The following is a 14,166-nucleotide window of genomic DNA, read 5'->3' on the forward strand; positions in this document are numbered from 1 at the left end:
CCGCGTCCGGGGCCGGTGGCCGATGCTGCCCACCGGCGGCAGGGAAGGGGAAAGCTCACTGACCCTGGTCGTCGCGGCGGCGCTGCCACCGCTGTTCGATCCGGTTCATCATCGACCGGCGCTGCCTGGGGTGTCGGCCTTCGCCTTCGCCCCCGCTCGCGCTCCCCGCCGGCTGCTGCTCACCGGGCTTCGGCGCTTTGCGCCATCCGGTGACCGCCAGCACGGCACAGCCCAGCATGACGAGGAATCCCGCCACGCTGACCCAGGTCTGCTGGAAGACCATTCCGGCCATGAGGAGCACGATACCCACCAGAAAACCGGCCACCGCCTGGTAGACCCGTCGCCGGGTGTACCTGCGCAGCCCGCTTCCCTCAAGCGCTGTAGCGAACTTGGGATCTTCGGCGTACAGCGCTCGCTCCATCTGCTCGAGCATTCGCTGCTCGTGCTCCGAGAGCGGCACGGAGTCCTCCTCGTCGTCGGCCGCGGGGGCGACCGGTATGCGGCCCTTCCAGGATAGGCAGGGATTCGCCCCCGTGAAACCCGCCCTCTAGCCATAGCCAGTCCGGACCGCTATTTCGGCTCGGCTGCTGAGGCGTAGATTCCCCGACCTCCGATCCGTCATGCCGGATGGTGTCACCCGATCATACGGGGCTCGCGGCGCGATCGGGTGTTCCAGGCAGTACTCCGTCTGCAGCTGCGTTGCTGATCAGCCGTGCTGCCGTCACTTTCCCGCCCGTACTCCGCCGGTGTCACCGCCCGCTCAGGCGCGCTTCTCTCCCAGAACGTGCAGCTGGGTCGCCACCGAGTGGAAGGCCGGCAGTTCCGCGACGGCCGCCTCGAGCCTGAGGAGCTCCTCCATCGCACCCGGTTCGGTGTCCACGAGAACGCCCGGCACGAGGTCCGCGAAGACGCGTACCCCGTGGACCGCGCCGACCTCGACGCCCGCGGCGTCGACCAGTCCGGTCAGCTGGTCGGCGGTGAACCTGCGGGGCACCGGATCGCCGTCGCCCCACCGCCCGGCGGGGTCCGTCAGACCCTGCCGGGCCTCGGCGAAGTGCCCGGCGAGCGCCCTGGCCAGGACGGCCCCGCCGAGACCGGCGCCGAGCAGGCTGAGCGCTCCGGACGGGCGGAGCGCGTCGACCGCGTTCCGTACGCCTTCGGCGGGGTCGTCCACGTACTCCAGGACTCCGTGGCACAGGACCGCGTCGTAGCCGGCTCGGTCCACCACCTCGAACAGGCCGAGGATGTCGCCCTGGACGCCACGGACCCGGTCGGCGACACCGGCCTCCTCTGCGCGGCGCTCCAACGCGAACAGGGCGTTCGGGCTGGGATCGACGACGGTGACCCGGTGGCCGAGCCGGGCGACGGGAACGGCGAAGTTGCCCGTGCCGCCGCCGGTGTCCAGCACGTCCAGGGCTTCCCTGCCGGTCGCCTTGACGCGGCGCTCGAGAGCGTCCTTGAGGACCTCCCAGACCACGGCGGTACGGAGGGAGGCGCGGGGGCGCAGCTGGTCCGACACGGCAGTTGACTCCTCGGCACGGTGCCGCCACGGACGGCGGAGCGTGAACGGTGCAGGTGGTACGGGTGCTCTCCACCCTATTGCCTCGCACCGCCCTCGCGGTCACTCCGCGTCGGGCCGCCACCTGGGGCCGTCCTTCCGGGGCCGCGGAAGGACGGGCTGGAGAAGCAGCATCCGCTCCACCAGGCGCAGGAACATGGCCACGTCACGCAGCAGATCGTCGGCGTCGCGGCTGGTCGCCGCGCCGGGTATGCCCGCCTCCGCCCGGGCCCTGCGCGGGGCCCCGGAGGCGAAGAGGGCGCTCCATTCGGTGAGTTCCGGCGCGATGTCCGGAAGGACCTCCCAGGCGCTGCGGATCCGCTCCCTGCGGCGCCTGCTGGTCTCGGGCCGCCCGCGAGCGGCGAGCACGGCGGCCGCGGTGCGCAGCGCGGCGAGGTGTGCGGTGGCGTACCGCTCGTTGGGCACGTCGAGTACGGCGGCCTCGTCCAGGCCGGCATGGGCCTGGGCGAGCAGATCGAGAGCGGCGGGCGGTGCCGTGGAGCGACGCGGAACGGGGTGGACGTCGGTTGCCGGACCGGTCGATGAGGGGGCAGGGCTGCCTGCGCGGCGCCGCGGGGCGGCGGCTGCGGACGAGCTGGCCATGACGAGCCTCCTGTCGTCGTGTGACGGCTCCGTGGCCGTATGTGTCCATCGTGACGGCCCCCACTGACAATCCCGCAGCCCACTTCTCTGACCAGGCACTTCGCCTCAAGCGCCCGTTCCGTACGGTCTCCGTGGTCCTTCCGCTCAGCCCATGGGCACGCCCGGACCTGTGAGAATCGCCGGTATGGACAGCAGTAGCACCACGCGCCGCCGGGCCACCCGGCAGAAGCTCTACGAGGCGGCGGTGACCCTCATCGCGGAGAAGGGGTTCTCCGCGACGACCGTGGACGAGATAGCCGAGCGCGCCGGGGTCGCCAAGGGCACGGTGTACTACAACTTCAAGAGCAAGACCGAGCTGTTCGAGGAGCTGCTCCGGCACGGCGTCGGACTGCTCACGCAAGCACTGCGGTCCGCCGCCGGGTCGACGGAGGCGCGTGGCGGCACCCGGGTGGAGGCGCTGGACGCGATGATCAGGGCCGGTCTGGTCTTCATCGACCGCTACCCGGCCTTCACCCAGCTGTACGTCGCCGAAGTCTGGCGCACCAACCGCGCCTGGCAGTCAACCCTCCTGGTCCTGCGGCAGGAGGCCGTCGCGGTCGTCGAGGAGGTGCTCAGGGAGGGCGTCGCGGGCGGTGAGCTCAGCGAGGAGATCGACATCCAGCTGACGGCCGCCGCACTGTTCGGGATGGTCCTGGTCGCGGCTCTCGACTGGCAGGCGTTCCAGCCCGGACGAACGATCGACGACGTGCACTCCGCCCTGTCCCTGCTGCTGCACGGCCGGGTCAGCGGGCGCTGAGAGCCCTTCCGGACCCGCGCGGAGAACGCCGGGCCGGTGGAATTCGATCCCCCCGAATTCCACCGGCCCGGCGCGTACCGCCGCGGAGCCCTCCCCCGTGACCCCGTGTCCCCCGTGGTCGCGGAGCTCCGCGTCGTGCGCCCCCGTTCCGTCCGGGGTGCCGCGCCGTTCCGCCGCCCCGTGCCGGCGGTCCGGGCGCCGCGCCCTTTCCGTGGTCTCCACTCTTCCGTCTGCGCGGGTGGGCGCCCATCCGCTTCCCTACTCAACTCACCCACTAGGTAGAGATACTCAGGGCTGCGTTCCAGGCCCGGTCGGCCGGGGGACGGGCCTGCAGCCGCCTCCCGGATGACGTGTCGGTACCACCCCTTAAGGTCTCTGACATGGCACGAATTGCGGTGATCGGCGCCGGGACCGGCGCGATGGCGGCGGCCGCCCGGCTCTCCGGGGCAGGCCACCGGGTGACGGTGTACGAGCGGTCGGGGACCCACGGCGGCTCGCTCGGCCGGTATGCCCGTGACGGCTTCGTCTTCGACACCGGCCCGGGTCTGCTGCATCTGCCCGCGGTCTACCGCGACCTGTTCGTGAAGACGGGCAAGCAGAGCCTGGAGCAGTGCGTCACGCTCACCCAGGTCGACCCGGCAAGCCGCCACCTCTTCGCCGACGGCACCGCGGTGTCGCTGCCCAACGCCTCGCGGGCCGGGGTGGTCGGCGCGCTGGACCGGGCGCTCGGCGAGGGGGCGGGGGCCCGGTGGGGACACTTCCTGGACCGGGCCGGGGTCGCCTGGAACCGGTCGCGGAGGCCGCTGCTGGAGGAACCGCTGCCGGAGGACCGGCAGGTGCTGGGCCGCGATCCCTATCCGGCGGTGCGCCGCCGGAGGCTGCTGCGGGCCGCCCGGCAGGCGGGGACGGTGGCGGAGGTGGGCGCCTGGGAGCTGGGCGACCCCCGCCTGGCGGCCCTGCTCGACGGGTACGCCCTGTCGTACGGGCTCGACCCCCGCCACGCCCCGGCCGCCGCCGCCCTCCTGCCGTACATGGAGGAGACCTTCGGCAGCTGGTACGTCGCCGGGGGCATGCGCGCGCTGGCCGACGCGGTGTACGAGCGTTGTCTGGCCCGCGGGGTGGAGTTCGTCTTCGGCGCCGAGGCCGTCCGGGTGTCCGAGAAGGAAGGGCGGGCCTCGGGGATCGAACTGGCGGACGGCGAGAGCGTGGAAGCCGATCATGTGGTCCTCGGCGCTCAGCCGTCACCCGGGCTCCTGCCGGTCGGTGAGGAGCGGTCCGCCGGGGCGGACGGAGCTCCGGTGCCGGGCCGCTTCCTCGCTCTGCTGTCCCTGCGCGGCGCCCGGGAGGCCGGCGCCGTGCACCGGACGGTGGTGCACACCGAGGACCCCGCCGCGGAGCAGGCGGCGGTGTTCGGCGGCCGTACCGCGGAGCGGCCGACGGTGACGGTGCTGCGCCCTGACGACCCGGCCACCCGACCCGACGCGGAGCACGAAGCGGTGACCCTGACGGTGACGGTCGCCCCGCACGGCCAGGTCGACTGGACGGACGCGGCGCTGCGCGAGCGGTTCGCCGACGCGGTGATCGACCGGGCCGCCGAGGCGGTTCCCGGCCTCCGCGAACGGATCCTGCACGCCGAAGTCCGTACGCCCGCCGAGACCGCCGCCGACACGGGCGCCGAGGGTGGTTCCGTGCCGGCTCCGGCACTGGCCGGGGCCGGGGGCTCGTATCTGCGCTCCGGTAACCGCACCCCGCTGCCGGGCCTGTATCTGGCGGGCGGCTGGGCGCACCCCGGCGGCGGGACGGCCCACGCGGGGATGTCGGGCGCCCTGGTCGCCGGACTCGTCGTGGAGGGGGACGGCTTCCGCGGCTCGCAGTGAGCCGTGGAAGGCGCGTCGGCCGCCCGCCGGCAGGTCAGTAGCGGTACTGCTCGTTCTGGCCGGTGTCGTATCCGTTGCCGTACGGGGCGGGCTGGACCGGTGCTTCCGGCGGCAGCGGGGGGTGCTGCTCGCTCTCACGCTGCTGCGGGACCCACACCCCACCGGGCGGGGTGTCCATGTACTGCCCGGTGTACGGGTCGACGGGCTGCTGCCCGGTGCCGTAGGAGGGGTCGTGGCCGTTGCCGTAGCCGTCGTGCGTGGCGTACTGCCCGGTGCCCGGGCCGGTGTCCGTGCCGATGTAGGGATCGGAGTACGCCGCATAGCCCGCCTGGTCGGTGCCCTGTCCGTACTGGCCGGCGTAGGTGCCCTGCTCCGGGTAGGCCGCCCCCTGGCCGCCGTAGCCGTAGGCGTCCTGGGCCGGCTGCTGGCCGTAGCCGGAGTACGGGTCGTAGGCGGCGTACTGCTGCTGCTCACCGTGCTGGTCCTGCCGGTCGCGGCCGGCCGGGGCGGGGTCGGTGTAGATGCCGTACTGCCCGGTCTCGTCCGGCAGCGGCTCAGGCGCGTAGACCGAGGGGGCGGCCTCCGGCTGCGGGGGAGTTCCCTGCGGGACGGCTTCCCCGTACTCCAGGCCCGAGACCTCGAGCGTGGGCTTCGACGCGCCGGTCCCGCGGCGACGGCGGCTCGCACCGGGGCTGCCGCCTATGGCCCAGCCCGTCGAGAAGCCCCGCCTGAAGGAGAGCGTCACATACGTCTGGCCCGTCGCGAAGGCGATCGCCCCGACGACGATCACCGCCACGGAGGGGATCAGGACGCCGAGGACCACACCGAGGAAGCCCGCGAACGCGAGCAACCGCCAGCGCAGGCGCGCCTTGTACTGCAGGAGCACCTCGCCCAGCAGCCACAACGCCACCATGCCGAATGCGATGTAGAGGACCGTCCAGCCCACGCCCGCCCCCTCCTACGGCCACCGCCCCGGATGGTGGCGGGTACGGCCGGTCACGACTGCTTGTGCAGTCCGAGATTCTCGTAGATCTCGAGTGTCGCCGTCGAGTTGTTGAGCGTGATGAAGTGCAGCCCCGGGACACCCTCGGCAAGCAGTTTCGCGCAGAACTCCGTGGCGAACTCGATGCCAATGGAGCGTACAGCGGCCGGGTCGTCCTTGGCGGCGAGGATGCGTTCTTTCAGGCCGGAAGGCAGGGACGCGTTGCTGAGCTGCGCGAATCTTTCCAGCTGTTTGACGCTGGTGAGCGGCATCACCTCGGGAATGACCGGGGTTTCGCAACCCGCAGCGACCACACGGTCACGCATCTGCAGATAGCTTTCCGGATCGAAGAACATCTGGGTGATCGCATAGTCGGCACCCGCGCGGCACTTGTCCACGAAATGTCGGATGTCGGAGTCCCAGTCGGCGGACCGCGGATGCATTTCGGGAAATGCAGCGACGCCGACGCAGAAATCACCGGCCTCCTTGATCAGCCGGACCAGATCGGCCGCGTACCGCACGCCCTGCGGGTGCTCGACCCACTCGCCCATCGGGTCACCGGGCGGGTCTCCCCGCACCGCCAGGATGTTGCGGATGCCGGCGTCGGCGTACTGCCCGACCATGTTGCGGAGTTCGGCGACGGAGTGGTCGACCGCGGTGAGGTGCGCGACCGGGGTGAGCGTGGAGTCCGCCGCGATCTGCTGGGTCGCCCGGACCGTCCCGGCGCGGGTCGAACCACCGGCTCCGTACGTCACGGAGACGAAGCTCGGTGCCACCGCCTCGATCCGGCGCAGGGCGTTCCAGAGATTGCGCTCGCCCTTCTCGGTCTTGGGCGCCCAGAACTCGAACGAGAACGACGTCTCACCGGTCGCGAGCATCTCACCCACGGTGCGCGCGTGATCTGTCCTGGTGGAAGGTGTGCCAAGGGCCATACTGGGAGGTTAACCAGGGCTCGGCGGTCCCCCAACCAGAGGGGGTTAATTGACCGGAATGAGGTGGGCTTTGTCCATCCTTCGGACAGCCCTTCGGTTGCCGCTCAGGGCAACGCTCCGGCCGGCGGCTGCCGCGGAGTGCGGGGGCGCCGCGTTCAGGCGGTGCGTGCCCGGATGCGTCGTGCGAGCGACGCGGCCGCCTCCGCCGGATCCGTCGCCTCGGTGATCGCCCGCACGACGACGACCCGCCGGGCGCCGGCGTCCAGCACCTCGTCCAGATTCCCCTCGTCGATCCCCCCGATGGCGAACCACGGGCGCGTCGTGCCGAGCGAGGCGGCGTAACGCACGAGGCCGAGGCCCGGGGCGTGCCTGCCGGGCTTGGTCGGCGTGGGCCAGCAGGGCCCGGTACAGAAGTAGTCGACGCCCGTCTCGGCGACGGCCGCGTCGACCTCGGCCTCGGCGTGGGTGGAACGGCCGATCACGACGTCGCCGCCGATGACGGCGCGCGCGGCGGGCACCGGCAGATCGCCCTGCCCGAGGTGCAGCACGTCGGAACCGATGGCATGGGCGACGTCCGCCCGGTCGTTCACCGCGAGGAGCGCGCCGTGGCGCTCGCAGGCGTCGGCGAACACCGCGAGGTGGTCGAGTTCCTCGGCCGCCTCCATGCCCTTGTCCCGCAACTGGATGATGTCCACGCCGCCGGCCAGCACCGCGTCGAGGAACTCGGGGAGGTCACCCTGACGCTTGCGGGCGTCCGTGCACAGGTAGAGCCGGGCGCCGGAGAGCTGGGAGCGAGGCGTGGACATGACTATTTCCCCCGTCGGTGTGTGGATGGATCACTGATGGGGCGAAGAATCGCCCTCACGTCGATGGATCGCCGTGCCGGGACGCCCGATAGCGGCGGGGTGCGGGCCGCGTGTGCCACGGCCCGCACCCCGCTCACGGTCGTCCGTCAGACGGCGAGCGCCTGGGCCCGGCGCTTCACCTCCGTACCGCGATTCTCGCTCAGGGCCTGCGCGGGGGTACCGGGCAGGGTCGGGTCGGGAGTGAAGAGCCAGTCCAGCATCTCTTCGTCGTTGTAGCCGTCGTCCCTCAGGAGCGTCAGGGTCCCTGCGAGCCCCTTGACCACCTTGTCGCCGTCGATGAAGGCGGCAGGCACCTGGAGCGCCCGGTTCTCACCACGTCGTACGGCGATCAGCTGGCCTTCCTTGACCAGCTGCCGTACGCGCGTCACCTCGACATCGAGCATTTCCGCGATGTCGGGAAGGTGGAGCCAGGCGGGGACGAGAGCATCGATCTTTGCGTCAATCTCGGTCACAGGGACAAGCGTGCCATCCCGGACCGACAGTCGGTACCCGGGCCGACCGTACGCGGCCGTCACTACCCCTGGAGCACCGTCGATTTCAGCGGTACGGAGGAGTCCGCGGCGCGTACCGGATCGATCCGTGCCCCGGCTTCGAGGAGCTTGCGCCCCTGTGCCAGGTCACGCGCCCTGCCGACGGCCAGGACGGCGACCAGCACCCCCTCCCGCAGCCAGCAGACCGCCCAGGACGGCTCCGCGGGGTCGCCCCGCCACAGCAGTGTGTCGGCGTCGGCGTGACGGCCGGCGTACTGCACGAAGCGGCCGAACTGCTCGGACCAGAAGTAGGGCACCGGGTCGTACGTGTCCACCGCACCCTCCGCGAGGGCCGCGGCGACCGTCCAGGGCCCTTGGAAGGCGTTGTCCCAGTGGTGGACCAGCAGCCGTTCCCCGTAGCGGGCGGACGGGAAGGAGGCGCAGTCGCCCACCGCGTGGACATCGGGCAGCGAGGTGCGCAGGGAGTTGTCCGCGGTGATCGAGCCGTCCGGGCCGAGCTCGATGCCCGAGCCCGCGAGCCACGCGGTGGCGGGCCGGGCGCCGATGCCCACGACCACCGCTCCGGCCGGTATCACCCGGTCGTCGGTCAGGTGGACGGCGCCCTGTTCGACGCGTGCGACCCGGGCGCCGGTGAGCAGCTCGGCTCCGCTCTCGGCGTACCAGCGGGCCATCGGAGCGGCGACCTCGGCGGGCAGGATGCCCGCGAGGGGGCGGTCCGCGGCCTCGACGACGGTGACCGCGCAGCCGGCCGCACGGGCCGCGGTGGCGAACTCGGCGCCGATCCAGCCCGCTCCGACGACGACCACGTCGTGCTGCCGCTCCAGGACGGGCCGCAGCCGTGCGGCGTCGTCGAGGGTGCGCAGCAGGTGGACGCCGGGCACGCCCTCGGAACCGGGCAGCCCGATGGGTTCGGCGCCGGTGGCGAGGACCAGCGCGTCGTAGGCGACGGCCCCCTCCGCGGTGTCCAGCTCGTGCTCCTCGGCGCGCAGCCCGGTCACGTGAAGGCCCAGGCGCAGGGTGATGTCCAGAGCCTCGAAGTCGATGTCGAAGGCGGAGTCCTCGGCCTTGCCGAGCAGAACCGCCTTGGACAGCGGAGGCCTGTCGTACGGCTGGTGCGGTTCGGCGCCGATCAGCGTGACCGGGCCCGTGAAGCCCCGTCGGCGCAGGGCCACGGCCGTCTGTACACCGGCCGTCCCGGCGCCCACGATCACGACGCCGTGCGACTGCTGTCCCACCGCCGGGTCCGCTGTCTGCTCGCTCACCCGTACACCCTAAGGGCTGTCCCGACGCGACGTCAGCTCACGAGTTCCTCGACCACACTCGTCCCGCTGCCTTCCTGGGACTCCCACTGCCACCGCTCGTCCAGCCGGACCCGGCCGTCGGGTAGATCCGTGACGGCCGAGACGCAGTGCCCGGAGGAGGTCGTCCCGTCCTGCTTCAGCTGGACGTACCGGAAGTCCAGGGTGTCGCCGCTCCGTGTGCCGACGAGGTGGCCGCGGACGACGTCACCGCCCGTGTACTCGGCCCAGATCCGGCCCTCCTGCTCGTGGTACGTGAAGCGGGTCCGGGTGCCGACCTGGCCGGGTGCCTGGTCGGCGACGGGCGAGAGGACGAGTCCGTCGAGTGAACGGGCCACGGGTACGGCTCCCTTACTGGCTGCGGGCGGCGGGGTCTAGGCTGGCCACCGTAAGACACTCGCGGGAGTCCGGACGTACCGGGCTGAGAGGGAGGCTGGCCGGCCTCCGACCGTACGAACCTGCTCCGGGTCATGCCGGCGAAGGGAGGGGCTGGACACCCATGCGCATCTCCGCGAACAGTTCCGACGTCCTGGTCGTCGGGGGCGGCATCATCGGCCTGGTGACCGCCTGGCGGTCCGCCCAGCACGGCCTGCGCACCACGCTGGCCGACCCCGGGCCGGGCGGGGGCGCCGCCCGGGTCGCGGCCGGAATGCTCGCCGCCGTCACCGAACTGCACTACGGCGAGCAGCTGCTGCTCGGCCTCAACGTGGCCTCCGCCGCGCGCTATCCGGCGTTCGTGGCCGAGTTGGAGGATGCCAGTGGGCAGGGGACCGGTTTCCGTGCCTGCGGCACCCTGTCCGTCGCGCTGGACTCCGACGACCGGGCGCATCTGCGGGAGCTGCACGCCCTGCAGCTGCGGTCGGGGCTGGAGTCCGAGTGGCTCAGCGGGCGGGAGTGCAGGCGTCTGGAGCCGATGCTCGCGCCGGGCGTACGCGGTGGGCTGCGGGTCGACGGCGACCATCAGGTGGATCCCCGGCGGCTGGCCTCGGCGCTGGTCACCGCGTGCGAACGGGCGGGTGTCGTCTTCCGCCGCACCTGGGTGAAGCGGCTCTCCGTCACGGCCGGCCGTGCGACGGGGGCCGTCCTCGCGGACGGTACGGAGCTCGCGGCCGGCCAGGTGGTCCTCGCCGGGGGCAGCCTCAGCGGCCGTCTGGAAGGGCTGCCCGCCGCCGTCGTACCCCCGGTCCGGCCGGTCAAGGGGCAGGTGCTGCGGCTGACCGTGCCGCCCGCGTACGCCCCCTTCCTCAGCAGGACGGTGCGGGCGGTCGTCCGCGGCAGCCACGTCTATCTGGTCCCGCGTGCCGACGGTGAGCTGGTGGTCGGCGCGACCACCGAGGAGATGGGCTGGGACACCACGGTCACCGCGGGCGGCGTGTACGAACTGCTGCGCGACGCCCATGAGCTGATGCCCGGAATCACCGAGCTCCCGCTCGCCGAGACCCGGGCCGGTCTGCGGCCCACCACGCCGGACAACGCGCCGTTGCTGGGCCCCACCGCGCTGCCCGGCCTGCATCTCGCGACCGGGCACCACCGCAACGGGGTGCTGCTGACTCCCGTCACCGGCGACGCGATGGCCCAGGTGCTGACCACCGGCGAACTGCCGGAGGTGGCCCGCCCCTTCACGCCGGACCGCTTCGGTCCGTCCGGCGAAGCCCACTCCCCCGCCCCGGCGCCCCAGGAGCAGTCCGTATGACAGAGCCCGTGCCCGCCTCCCTCTCCGTGTCCGTCAACGGGGAGCACCGCGACGTGCCCGCCGGAACGGCGCTGGACGTCCTGGTCGCGGCCTTGACCTCGGCCCGCTCCGGGGTCGCCGCCGCGGTCAACGAGGCCGTCGTCCCGCGCGGCCGGTGGTCCGCCACCGCGCTCGCCGAGGGCGACCGGGTCGAGATCCTCACCGCCGTCCAGGGAGGCTGACATGTCCGACGACCTCTTCGCTCTCGGCCCCACGACGTTCTCGTCGCGGCTGATCATGGGAACGGGCGGGGCGCCCAGCCTCGACGTGCTGGAGCGCTCCCTGATCGCCTCGGGCACCGAGCTGACCACCGTGGCGATGCGCCGGCTCGACCCGACCGTCCAGGGTTCGGTGCTCTCCGTCCTGGAGCGCCTCTCGATCCAGGTACTGCCGAACACCGCGGGCTGCTTCACCGCGGGCGAGGCCGTGCTGACCGCCCGGCTGGCCAGGGAGGCGCTGGGCACCGACTGGATCAAGCTGGAGGTCGTGGCCGACGAGCGGACCCTGTTGCCCGACCCGATCGAGCTGCTGGACGCCGCCGAGATCCTGGTCGACGACGGCTTCACGGTCCTGCCGTACACCAATGACGACCCCGTTCTGGCCCGCAAGCTCCAGGACGTGGGATGTGCGGCGATCATGCCGCTGGGCTCCCCCATCGGCTCCGGGCTCGGTATCCGCAACCCCCACAACTTCCAGCTGATCGTCGAGCAGGCGGGGGTTCCGGTGATCCTCGACGCCGGCGCCGGGACCGCGTCGGACGCGGCACAGGCGATGGAGCTGGGCTGTTCCGCTGTGATGCTCGCCTCGGCGGTGACCCGGGCCCAGGAGCCGGAGCTGATGGCGGCGGCGATGCGCCACGCGGTGGACGGTGGACGGCTGGCGTACCGGGCGGGACGCATCCCGCGCCGCCATTTCGCCGAGGCGTCCTCGCCCGCGGAGGGCCGCGCGGTGCTGGATCCGGAGCGTCCGGCCTTCTGAGATCGGGGCGGGCGGCGGCCTCCTGGTCACAGCACGTGCGTGTCCCTGTCACGGCTCGGCACCGGAACCGCCCCCTGGGCCCCTCGGCCCCACCGTCGTGTCCGTGGCAGCTCGTAGACTCGCTCCGTGGACACGACCCTCCAGGACCCTCTTGTCGGGCAGCTGCTCGACGGCCGCTATCGCATCGATGCGCGCATCGCCGTCGGCGGTATGGCCACGGTCTACCGGGCCATGGACACCCGGCTCGACCGGGTGCTCGCGCTCAAGGTGATGCACCCGGCGCTGGCGGCGGACGCCGCCTTCGTCGAGCGCTTCATCCGCGAGGCCAAGTCCGTCGCCCGGCTCGCCCACCCCAACGTGGTGGGCGTCTTCGACCAGGGCGCCCAGGGCGCGTACGTCTACCTCGCGATGGAGTACGTCGCGGGGTGCACCCTGCGCGATGTCCTGCGCGAGCGCGGGGCGTTGCAGCCCCGGGCCGCGCTGGACATCCTGGAGCCGGTCCTGGCCGCCCTCGGTGCCGCGCACCGCGCGGGCTTCGTACACCGTGACATGAAGCCGGAGAACGTCCTGATAGGGGACGACGGCAGGGTGAAGGTCGCCGACTTCGGTCTCGTACGCGCCGTGGGAACCGCCACGGACACCACCGGCTCCCTCCTGGGCACGGTCTCGTACCTCGCCCCCGAGCAGATCGAGCAGGGCACGGCCGACACCCGGTCCGACGTGTACGCCTGTGGTGTCGTGCTCTACGAGATGCTGACCGGAGGCAAGCCCCACGCCGGGGACACCGCCGCCCAGGTCATCTACCAGCACCTGAGCGAGGACGTCCCGGCGCCGTCCGGCGCCGTCCCCGGTCTGGCCACCGGGCTGGACGAGCTGGTGGCCGCCTCGACGGCCCGCGATCCCGACGTGCGTCCGCCCGACGCGGTGGCCCTGCTCGCCATGTCCCGGGAGATACGGGCCGCTCTCACCGAGGAGCAGCTGGACGCGATGCCTCCGCAGGCCCTCGCGGAGACGCACGACGCCGCCGAGGACCGTACGAGCGTGATCCCCCGGGTGATTCCCGCCGGCCAGGGCACCGCCCATCACACCACTCGGCTGGAGATGCCCCCGTCGCTGCCCGGGGAGCCCGGAGGCGGGCTGCGTGGCCTCCTGGCCGTACGCGGCAGCCGGCGCGGGATGCTCGCCGTGCTCGTCGCCGTCCTGCTGGTACTGGGGATCGGAACCGGCGTCTGGTACATCAACTCGGGTCAGTTCACCCACGTCCCCTCCCTCCTGGGACAGACCCAGAGCGCTGCCGAGAAGCGGCTGGCGGACGAGGGGCTCGACCTGAAGGGCGTCGAGCGCGCCTACAGCGACACGGTGAAGCGTGGCACGGTGATCAGCAGCGACCCGGGCTCGGGCGAGCGGATCCGGGGCAACGACGCGGTGAAGCTGGTGATCTCGCGCGGCCCGGAGATCGTGAAGGTCCCCGATGTGGAGGGCCTCTCCCTCGGGGACGCCCGGCGCGAGCTGAAGGAGACGGGGCTCGCGCCCGGGATGGTGACCCGGGAGTTCAGCGAGGACATCCCCCGGGGCGAGGTGATCCGCACGGATCCGGCCATGGGCACCGAGCGGCGCCCCGATTCCGCGGTCGCCCTGGTCGTCAGCAAGGGCAGCCCGGTCGACGTGCCCGACGTCACGGGCCTCGGTGTCGAGGAGGCCACGGCCGAGCTGGACGCGGCCGGGCTGAAGGCGAAGGTGCTGCCCGAGCGGGTCAACGCCCCCGAGGCCCAGAGCGAGATCGCCCGGCAGACGCCGGGAAGCGGTGCGGAGGCGGCGGAGGGCGACACCGTGGAGCTCACGGTCTCCAAGGGCCCGCGCATGCTCCCGGTCCCCGACGTCACGGGGAAGGACGTCGGCGCGGCCCGGAGCGCACTGGAGGACGCGGGGTTCGAGGTCAAGGTCGACCGGCCGTTCCTGTCCTTCAGCGACACGGTCGGGAGCCAGTCCGTCGAGGGCGGCGAGAAGGCCGCCGAAGGCTCCACGATCACCATCAGGACCAAGGCCCTGTAGA

The 14,166-nt window shown here is 72.4% G+C and carries 15 protein-coding genes and 1 riboswitch; of the genes, 6 read left to right on the forward strand and 9 right to left on the reverse strand.

The genetic code is table 11. The annotated features are described in order from the left end of the window. Window positions 1–55: 55 nt before the first annotated feature. From ABT001_RS27195 to ABT001_RS27205, 3 genes are all read right to left on the reverse strand, one after another. Complete coding sequence (locus ABT001_RS27195; protein WP_351282555.1) at window positions 56–460, reverse strand: SCO2097 family morphological protein; 405 nt, start codon at window positions 458–460, stop codon at window positions 56–58. A gap of 300 nt (window positions 461–760) precedes the next feature. Beyond that, window positions 761–1,519 (reverse strand): class I SAM-dependent methyltransferase, encoded by a 759-nt coding sequence (locus ABT001_RS27200; RefSeq protein WP_351282557.1) that lies wholly within the window; start codon window positions 1,517–1,519, stop codon window positions 761–763. A 102-nt stretch (window positions 1,520–1,621) separates the two neighbouring features. Continuing rightward, complete coding sequence (locus ABT001_RS27205) at window positions 1,622–2,161, reverse strand: SAV_6107 family HEPN domain-containing protein (protein WP_351282560.1); 540 nt, start codon at window positions 2,159–2,161, stop codon at window positions 1,622–1,624. A 184-nt stretch (window positions 2,162–2,345) separates the two neighbouring features. Here ABT001_RS27205 and ABT001_RS27210 point away from each other — a divergent pair, with 184 nt between their 5' ends. Then, on the forward strand, window positions 2,346–2,957 hold the full coding sequence (locus ABT001_RS27210; protein ID WP_351282562.1) for a TetR/AcrR family transcriptional regulator: 612 nt from the start codon (window positions 2,346–2,348) through the stop codon (window positions 2,955–2,957). A gap of 380 nt (window positions 2,958–3,337) precedes the next feature. Next, a complete protein-coding gene (locus ABT001_RS27215) occupies window positions 3,338–4,834 on the forward strand; it encodes a phytoene desaturase family protein (RefSeq protein ID WP_351282565.1) in 1,497 nt (498 codons plus the stop codon). 34 nt (window positions 4,835–4,868) lie between these two features. Here the strand turns inward: ABT001_RS27215 and ABT001_RS27220 are convergent, their stop codons facing one another. The 6 genes from ABT001_RS27220 to ABT001_RS27245 form a co-directional block, all read right to left on the reverse strand. Next, complete coding sequence (locus ABT001_RS27220) at window positions 4,869–5,780, reverse strand: hypothetical protein (protein WP_351282568.1); 912 nt, start codon at window positions 5,778–5,780, stop codon at window positions 4,869–4,871. Between the two features lie 50 nt (window positions 5,781–5,830). After that, window positions 5,831–6,748 carry a methylenetetrahydrofolate reductase [NAD(P)H] gene (gene metF / locus ABT001_RS27225; RefSeq protein ID WP_351282570.1) on the reverse strand — a complete coding sequence of 306 codons (918 nt, stop codon included), beginning with the start codon at window positions 6,746–6,748 and terminating at the stop codon, window positions 5,831–5,833. A 155-nt stretch (window positions 6,749–6,903) separates the two neighbouring features. Next, on the reverse strand, window positions 6,904–7,554 hold the full coding sequence (gene thiE / locus ABT001_RS27230; protein ID WP_351282573.1) for a thiamine phosphate synthase: 651 nt from the start codon (window positions 7,552–7,554) through the stop codon (window positions 6,904–6,906). A 146-nt stretch (window positions 7,555–7,700) separates the two neighbouring features. After that, window positions 7,701–8,066: an Rv2175c family DNA-binding protein gene (locus ABT001_RS27235; RefSeq protein ID WP_103513527.1), complete on the reverse strand. Its 366-nt coding sequence runs from the start codon at window positions 8,064–8,066 to the stop codon at window positions 7,701–7,703. Between the two features lie 62 nt (window positions 8,067–8,128). Continuing rightward, window positions 8,129–9,367: an NAD(P)/FAD-dependent oxidoreductase gene (locus ABT001_RS27240; RefSeq protein WP_351282575.1), complete on the reverse strand. Its 1,239-nt coding sequence runs from the start codon at window positions 9,365–9,367 to the stop codon at window positions 8,129–8,131. Window positions 9,368–9,399: 32 nt separating this feature from the next. After that, window positions 9,400–9,741, reverse strand: coding sequence for an avidin-fold protein (locus ABT001_RS27245; RefSeq protein WP_351282578.1), 342 nt, complete (start codon window positions 9,739–9,741; stop codon window positions 9,400–9,402). Window positions 9,742–9,792: 51 nt separating this feature from the next. Then, window positions 9,793–9,905: riboswitch (TPP riboswitch) on the forward strand. Between ABT001_RS27245 and thiO the strand changes: the two genes are divergently transcribed. The 4 genes from thiO to pknB all read left to right on the forward strand — a co-directional run bounded on the left by thiO (window position 9,903) and on the right by pknB (window position 14,165). Continuing rightward, the gene (gene thiO / locus ABT001_RS27250) at window positions 9,903–11,096 is read left to right on the forward strand and encodes a glycine oxidase ThiO (RefSeq protein WP_351282581.1); all 1,194 of its coding nucleotides are present in this window, start codon (window positions 9,903–9,905) and stop codon (window positions 11,094–11,096) included. Its footprint overlaps the riboswitch before it by 3 nt. Continuing rightward, the gene (thiS, locus tag ABT001_RS27255; RefSeq protein ID WP_351282583.1) at window positions 11,093–11,317 is read left to right on the forward strand and encodes a sulfur carrier protein ThiS; all 225 of its coding nucleotides are present in this window, start codon (window positions 11,093–11,095) and stop codon (window positions 11,315–11,317) included. The genes thiO and thiS overlap by 4 nt, the downstream gene beginning before the upstream one ends. A 1-nt stretch (window position 11,318) precedes the next feature. Next, entirely contained in the window at window positions 11,319–12,113 is a 795-nt protein-coding gene (locus ABT001_RS27260; protein WP_351282586.1) for a thiazole synthase, read from the forward strand. A 126-nt stretch (window positions 12,114–12,239) separates the two neighbouring features. Continuing rightward, the gene (gene pknB / locus ABT001_RS27265; protein WP_351282588.1) at window positions 12,240–14,165 is read left to right on the forward strand and encodes a Stk1 family PASTA domain-containing Ser/Thr kinase; all 1,926 of its coding nucleotides are present in this window, start codon (window positions 12,240–12,242) and stop codon (window positions 14,163–14,165) included. Window position 14,166: the final 1 nt, after the last annotated feature.

Origin of the sequence: Streptomyces sp. NPDC002793, from assembly GCF_040295485.1 — a bacterium.
Taxonomy (GTDB): domain Bacteria; phylum Actinomycetota; class Actinomycetes; order Streptomycetales; family Streptomycetaceae; genus Streptomyces.

Excerpts from the sequence above, each read along its gene's own strand:
- thiO (WP_351282581.1), top strand. The coding sequence starts at position 9,903 with ATGCGCATCTCCGCGAACAGTTCCGACGTCCTGGTCGTCGGGGGCGGC.
- ABT001_RS27210 (WP_351282562.1), top strand. The coding sequence starts at position 2,346 with ATGGACAGCAGTAGCACCACGCGCCGCCGGGCCACCCGGCAGAAGCTC.
- thiE (WP_351282573.1), bottom strand. The coding sequence starts at position 7,554 with ATGTCCACGCCTCGCTCCCAGCTCTCCGGCGCCCGGCTCTACCTGTGC.
- ABT001_RS27215 (WP_351282565.1), top strand. The coding sequence starts at position 3,338 with ATGGCACGAATTGCGGTGATCGGCGCCGGGACCGGCGCGATGGCGGCG.
- ABT001_RS27205 (WP_351282560.1), bottom strand. The coding sequence starts at position 2,161 with ATGGCCAGCTCGTCCGCAGCCGCCGCCCCGCGGCGCCGCGCAGGCAGC.
- thiS (WP_351282583.1), top strand. The coding sequence starts at position 11,093 with ATGACAGAGCCCGTGCCCGCCTCCCTCTCCGTGTCCGTCAACGGGGAG.
- metF (WP_351282570.1), bottom strand. The coding sequence starts at position 6,748 with ATGGCCCTTGGCACACCTTCCACCAGGACAGATCACGCGCGCACCGTG.
- ABT001_RS27260 (WP_351282586.1), top strand. The coding sequence starts at position 11,319 with ATGTCCGACGACCTCTTCGCTCTCGGCCCCACGACGTTCTCGTCGCGG.